This window comes from Paenibacillus puerhi, from assembly GCF_009846885.1.
Taxonomy (GTDB): Bacteria; Bacillota; Bacilli; order Paenibacillales; family NBRC-103111; genus Paenibacillus_G; species Paenibacillus_G puerhi.
In genome coordinates, this window is sequence record NZ_WUWM01000064.1 from 1 (window position 1) to 5,245 (window position 5,245).

A 5,245-nucleotide genomic window follows, 5' to 3' on the forward strand; every position below is an offset into this window, starting at 1 on the left:
AGTCTCCTTCGTCAGTTCTCGCAAACCTTACGATAGGAGTTTAATAGGATGCTGGCAAGTGTCTCTTTTGCATTTAACTTAGCATTTTTACGCTGCAATATTCGGCACTTTTATTATGCAATAAACAAGCTTTTATAGAATACGTCTTATACTCACAATACTCGCTAATTTATAAGCAATTCAGTTGTTTCCCGTAAGCACACCCACCATCAATGCCTATCTTTCCATCACCAAACCATACATCCGATGATCCATGTATATCACTTGTTTGGGTGTGTCCAAATATGACAATCTTAGCTACGTTCGTCGGGTTTTTAATAAATTCTTCCTTTATGTATAAGAAGTCACTCTTTGGCTGATTTGACGCCCACCACCCTAAGCCCGAAGGCCAGCTGAGCTTTAGCCAATGCGTGAACATATTGTTATATGAAGTGACTGACTTCCTGGAGTTTTCTCACACAAATATTTAACTTATTTCTACTGGTCTTTCAAATATGATCTCGTAACGAGTTGGCTTTCCATGACCATTATAATTTGTGGGAAGCACTTGAACTAACCGCCAGCCCTCTCTTGCATAATCAATAATTGTCTTTTGATGTGTTGCTTCTGAGAAAAATCCACCCAATGAAGTTTCAACAAAGGTATACTCGTACATATTATCCTCCTCCGTTTTCAGTTTCTTTAGTACTGTGGTTTGTAGATATGATCAGTGTCTGTATCAATTACTATGTCAATTCTAAGCCCGTCGAATTATCCTTAAATTTCTAGTCGCATATAAATGCTTCTTTCTTTAAAACCCAACGTTTTCCAAAAATCACTTCCTCTATTATTCCAATACATAACTTCAATATCTATTCTGTCTGTGTTTAATATCTTCAATAGTTCATTGAAGTATTGACGACCATATCCGTTTCTTCTACTATCTCGACAAATAAAAAAATGCCTTAAATATACTGGTTCTTTACAATGATTTACTAGAGCATATCCTCTGATCTTTTCTTCATCTTTGAAAATATAAGCTTTGTATTCTGTTTGAATAAATGATCTCATTCTTTCCTTCAACTGTTCTAGATTCATCTTATTATCGTGTTGTTCATCCTCAATCAATTGTTTGTTCATATGAGCGAGCAATCTCAAATCATCATCGGACGCTTCTTGTATAAGTAAATTATCCATGTGACACCCGCTTAGAAATATTCATTTGTCGCATTGCATCTAACGTCTTGCATTCACGAGCCGAAAACCATTAGGTCCCGTAGGCGACCTGCCTTCTCTGAGTTACCAGTTATACCGCGAAACCTAATCTAAGCCAGGTAAAGCATTTGGTGACCTTGTCAGGCTCATTTAAAAGTGAATAAAATCCTAATCATTTTCAATAACACTAAAATAAGTATAAATAACCTTTGTTACACAAATAATAAACATGTCAGTTGATTTAAAATCATTTTAACGGAGGTATGTATGGACAACAATGTCAATAAAGAAATCGAAGCAGAACAGCCAAACATAAATTCTGACTCTCTGGTTTTTACTGAGGGTGTCAGAGAATTCGTAGATATTATTGGAGATGAGAATATTGATTCACATGGAAACACTCCCTCTGATACACATTGACTCAAAATTAAATACCAAGGTAGATGTCCATGATTAACAAGGATAGGACTGAGAACAAGGATAAACTATCGATTGACCAAGATCTCAACGTCACAGCAGATAAAGATAATGTTAACAAGAACACGGCTATCGATGTAGATAAAACCTCAGCTAAAACATGCAGAGCTGGTCTGGATGGGTAGTTCAATGTTGGGGATGAAAGGAGGGAACATTAAATTGGATGAGTTAAGTAAAGAAACGAAAAAGGTTCAAGCCATTGCTGATTCAACAGACGTATTAAATACTGCTGAAGAAATAAAGAATTACAATAATCTAATTGAGAAATCGGAAATGACAACACCAGAAGCACGTCTTCCAAGTGTTGATGGTAATTAAATTTTACAAGCCACCTTTAATAAGGTGGTTCTTTATTGTACTTGCTTCAAGAAAATTATGGAAACCTAATCCACTCCCTCGAAATACCTCGGGCGGACCAAGGAGCCGACTGGCTCCGTAGCGAGAAAACGATGTTATCCGAAGTTAATGCCTTCCTTGAACAACCTATATACGCTTTTAATCTGTTCCTTCAATTACCGGGTACCACTTTAGATCTTCTATCCTTATGTAATTAGACTTCGCAAAGCGATATTCATAGATTAATTCGCCCTCCCTGTTAAATGCTCGGGGATCCAAATCATTCCAATAAATAATTTCTTCCCAATAGAAAGTTACCGGTTCTCCTAATTTTACTTCTTTGGATTGCCTGCTTAATTCAGGCCCCACTTCCAAATATACCACTTTAGGATCGTTAACAATGATGCTTATAACGGTCGCTTTCTCCCTCTCGTTATTGAAAGATATTCCACCGACTGTCTTGACTGGATCTTCATTATGAAAGTAATAGGAAGAAATTCTAGAGACCCAAAACAAACCAAATTTCTTATTACTTACAGCAGTTATCGGTTTTTCCTGAGAATCAAATATGTAAATGGAACCCCATTCATAGTTTACTTGATCAAGGAGTATTGAATCTTGAGGGACAAAACTATTTGCTCTAGCGGCAGATAAACCATCAAGTCTGTATCCACCTAGATACCCAAAGATCAAAAACACAATTATAAAAAATAGAATTGAAATTAATTTCTTTTTCATTTTTCCTCCAATGCATTTTTTTCGGACAACGTTCGTGTAATCACAAACCCTCAATCGCTTTAAGCTGCGCAGCGGCGGGTCCGAAGGACTTAGCCAGTGAAGGATGCTGATTCCGCTTCCCCGAGAAGCCTTTGCAGACCAATGGCCGTAAGGTCACAGCGTGAATACGGTGTTAGATGAAGTTACCTTGAACTATTTTCGAAATCACTTAAACCATCCCTCAGATTGTTAATCCCTTCAATTACGAATTTCATATTCTCTTCATTGTTCATGTTCTTCCTTGCATGTAATAATACAGGTCTTAGTGATTCTACCGAGTTTCCAAATTCTTTCATCCACTCATATCTCGGAACCATCCATAAATGAAAATGATGTGTCGTGTCTTCATTATAAAAATAATAAACCTGATCTATTCCTAGTCGCTTTCTTTGTTCCTTTCTAATCTTATGAATCAATGAAATATACTCTGCTTGTTCTTCATCCGTTAATTCATCCATACCATAAAAATGTCGCTTGGATGCAAGTATGACTAATCCCCTTATTGGATATGCAACATCTTGGTGAACGTGAAAATGTTTGGATTCAAAAATCACTCCACCAGTTGGCGTAATTACTCCACTTGTTAATGCACAGCTCAAACATTCAACTTCTACTGTTCTTCCATCAGCAAGAATAATTTGTCTAGACATATGCACCTCGAGGTTTAAAATTTTGCTTACTTCGTAATTTCAGCTAACGTTCCCGCATTCACGAACCTGAGATCCTTATGCCCCCGACGGGGCGGCCGCGATGCGGTTAGCTTCACAGTGGTTGTCGCCTGAAACCCGGGATACATTCAATCATCAATGACTATTCTCAACAAAACTTCGAGCAATACTATTTGCTTCTTCAATATTTTTAGCGGGTCCTGACACGTATCCATCATTTAAGTTATATTTTGAATTAATTTCGTCCAATTGAATCCACGTTTTATCCAAGTTATTTGATATCAAAATGGATCCTGTCGTTTTTAAAATTCCTAAATATCTTTCTTCTGAAGTAAATAAACCAAAATAACTATTGTCCCCATGGAGTAATTTAATATCGTATACAATATCATTATCCATGTTCAGCTTTCCAAGAAATACATTCCTGTTAAGAAACTTTTTATGTAAGGTACCTTGAATATTAATGGATGTTTCCCTTTCCAACTTTGTTTCATTCGAATATACTAAACCAGAAATTTCATTATCAATTTCAATCGACTTTTTATAGTCATAAATATAAAATACGGCTGTTAGAAAAATCACACCTATTATCGCCCATATGCCTTTATTCATTTACTTATCCTTTCATAGAAATGCGCTGATTTCAGATAACGTTCTTGTATTCACCACGCCCCATCACCTTAAGTGACCCATGACCCGGGCGCAGCCCTGGATCGTAGCGGCCGCGACGCGGCTAGGTGGTGCGGATGTGTCTGCCTGATTCCACTTCCCTGCTTACCACTTCCATCATTAAAGCTCTATTACCATATGTATATCTTTCGGTTCTTTATCAAACAGCTCTTGATCAATCTCTCTAGTTAAATAACTACTGTGGCTTCTATAGAAGGAAACAGCTGATCTAGTCTCTGTTGATGAAATATAAAGATACTTTGCCCCTCTTCTTCGAGCTTCATTGCTTAATGATTCCATAATCCGACTACCAATCCCTTGTCTTCTGTATTCCCTTGATACATACATCAGATCTATTTGAAGATGATCTTTACGCATTCCCCTAAACTTATGAGATAAAACTCCGAAACCAACCAGTCTTGAATCATTAAATGCTCCGACTGCCGTTCCCCCATGTCGCAATTCGAATCTAAATCGATCCTGTATTTCTTTCAAGGTAACTTTATCCCAATTTGGACACTCATGACCTACTTGGATTTCTACAATGTTTCCATCCTGCATTTCATAAATGAGATCGATGAATTCCGATCGGTCAATATCACTAAGCTTTTGTACTTGTTCTTCGTTCAATTTTTGAATTTCAATCATGATACCACCCAAGAATATGTATTTGTTTTTATAGAAGTATTTCACATAACGTCTCCGTGTTCACGACATCACTCACCACCTTGAGGTCCGTAAGACCGGCCGCGATGCGGTTAGGTGAGGCAGGTGTATCCCGGCAATCACTTCCTCGGATATGTGCTTAATTTCAACTTCATGGTAATTGAAGAACCGACCATTCCTACTTCGATAAATCCAAAGCGTTTATACAGCCGAATTGCTGGATTTCTAGGATCAACACTTAATGAAGCAGCATCTATTCCCTGATTTTTTAGTTCTGCTAGGATCGAATTTAACAATTCTGACCCAATTCCTTTTCCACGATGTTCAGGCATCATGACCTATGCAGTTGAAGTAAATTATTAGGAATTGATTATCGAAAAAAGACTTGACATTTCGGAAGAGCCCCAATAATTGCGAAGGATACCTTTTAAACGAGGTATATCTTCGAAATTATAGGT

Annotated in this window: 9 protein-coding genes; 2 read left to right on the forward strand and 7 right to left on the reverse strand. The window is 37.3% G+C overall.

The features are described 5' to 3' along the window. Window positions 1-466 precede the first annotated feature (466 nt). Together GSF01_RS28735 and GSF01_RS28740 are read right to left on the reverse strand one after the other, a co-directional pair. Window positions 467-655 (reverse strand): DUF4177 domain-containing protein, encoded by a 189-nt coding sequence (locus GSF01_RS28735; RefSeq protein WP_159888694.1) that lies wholly within the window; start codon window positions 653-655, stop codon window positions 467-469. A gap of 101 nt (window positions 656-756) precedes the next feature. Then, on the reverse strand, window positions 757-1,176 hold the full coding sequence (locus GSF01_RS28740; protein WP_159888695.1) for a GNAT family N-acetyltransferase: 420 nt from the start codon (window positions 1,174-1,176) through the stop codon (window positions 757-759). A 285-nt stretch (window positions 1,177-1,461) separates the two neighbouring features. Between GSF01_RS28740 and GSF01_RS28745 the strand changes: the two genes are divergently transcribed. After that, on the forward strand, window positions 1,462-1,614 hold the full coding sequence (locus GSF01_RS28745; RefSeq protein WP_159888696.1) for a hypothetical protein: 153 nt from the start codon (window positions 1,462-1,464) through the stop codon (window positions 1,612-1,614). Window positions 1,615-1,830: 216 nt separating this feature from the next. Next, window positions 1,831-1,989 carry a hypothetical protein gene (locus tag GSF01_RS28750; protein ID WP_159888697.1) on the forward strand — a complete coding sequence of 53 codons (159 nt, stop codon included), beginning with the start codon at window positions 1,831-1,833 and terminating at the stop codon, window positions 1,987-1,989. Between the two features lie 177 nt (window positions 1,990-2,166). Here the strand turns inward: GSF01_RS28750 and GSF01_RS28755 are convergent, their stop codons facing one another. From GSF01_RS28755 to GSF01_RS30550, 5 genes are all read right to left on the reverse strand, one after another. Continuing rightward, window positions 2,167-2,745: a hypothetical protein gene (locus GSF01_RS28755; RefSeq protein ID WP_159888698.1), complete on the reverse strand. Its 579-nt coding sequence runs from the start codon at window positions 2,743-2,745 to the stop codon at window positions 2,167-2,169. A 182-nt stretch (window positions 2,746-2,927) separates the two neighbouring features. Then, window positions 2,928-3,434 (reverse strand): HIT family protein, encoded by a 507-nt coding sequence (locus GSF01_RS28760; protein WP_159888699.1) that lies wholly within the window; start codon window positions 3,432-3,434, stop codon window positions 2,928-2,930. A 153-nt stretch (window positions 3,435-3,587) separates the two neighbouring features. After that, window positions 3,588-4,064, reverse strand: coding sequence for a hypothetical protein (locus tag GSF01_RS28765; protein WP_159888700.1), 477 nt, complete (start codon window positions 4,062-4,064; stop codon window positions 3,588-3,590). Between the two features lie 177 nt (window positions 4,065-4,241). After that, window positions 4,242-4,769, reverse strand: coding sequence for a GNAT family N-acetyltransferase (locus GSF01_RS28770; protein WP_159888701.1), 528 nt, complete (start codon window positions 4,767-4,769; stop codon window positions 4,242-4,244). Between the two features lie 137 nt (window positions 4,770-4,906). Beyond that, the gene (locus GSF01_RS30550) at window positions 4,907-5,122 is read right to left on the reverse strand and encodes a GNAT family N-acetyltransferase (RefSeq protein WP_407945812.1); all 216 of its coding nucleotides are present in this window, start codon (window positions 5,120-5,122) and stop codon (window positions 4,907-4,909) included. Between the last annotated feature and the right edge of the window lie 123 nt (window positions 5,123-5,245).

Excerpts from the sequence above, each read along its gene's own strand:
- GSF01_RS28735 (WP_159888694.1), bottom strand. The coding sequence starts at position 655 with ATGTACGAGTATACCTTTGTTGAAACTTCATTGGGTGGATTTTTCTCA.
- GSF01_RS28740 (WP_159888695.1), bottom strand. The coding sequence starts at position 1,176 with ATGGATAATTTACTTATACAAGAAGCGTCCGATGATGATTTGAGATTG.
- GSF01_RS28745 (WP_159888696.1), top strand. The coding sequence starts at position 1,462 with ATGGACAACAATGTCAATAAAGAAATCGAAGCAGAACAGCCAAACATA.
- GSF01_RS28755 (WP_159888698.1), bottom strand. The coding sequence starts at position 2,745 with ATGAAAAAGAAATTAATTTCAATTCTATTTTTTATAATTGTGTTTTTG.
- GSF01_RS28760 (WP_159888699.1), bottom strand. The coding sequence starts at position 3,434 with ATGTCTAGACAAATTATTCTTGCTGATGGAAGAACAGTAGAAGTTGAA.
- GSF01_RS28765 (WP_159888700.1), bottom strand. The coding sequence starts at position 4,064 with ATGAATAAAGGCATATGGGCGATAATAGGTGTGATTTTTCTAACAGCC.
- GSF01_RS28770 (WP_159888701.1), bottom strand. The coding sequence starts at position 4,769 with ATGATTGAAATTCAAAAATTGAACGAAGAACAAGTACAAAAGCTTAGT.
- GSF01_RS30550 (WP_407945812.1), bottom strand. The coding sequence starts at position 5,122 with ATGATGCCTGAACATCGTGGAAAAGGAATTGGGTCAGAATTGTTAAAT.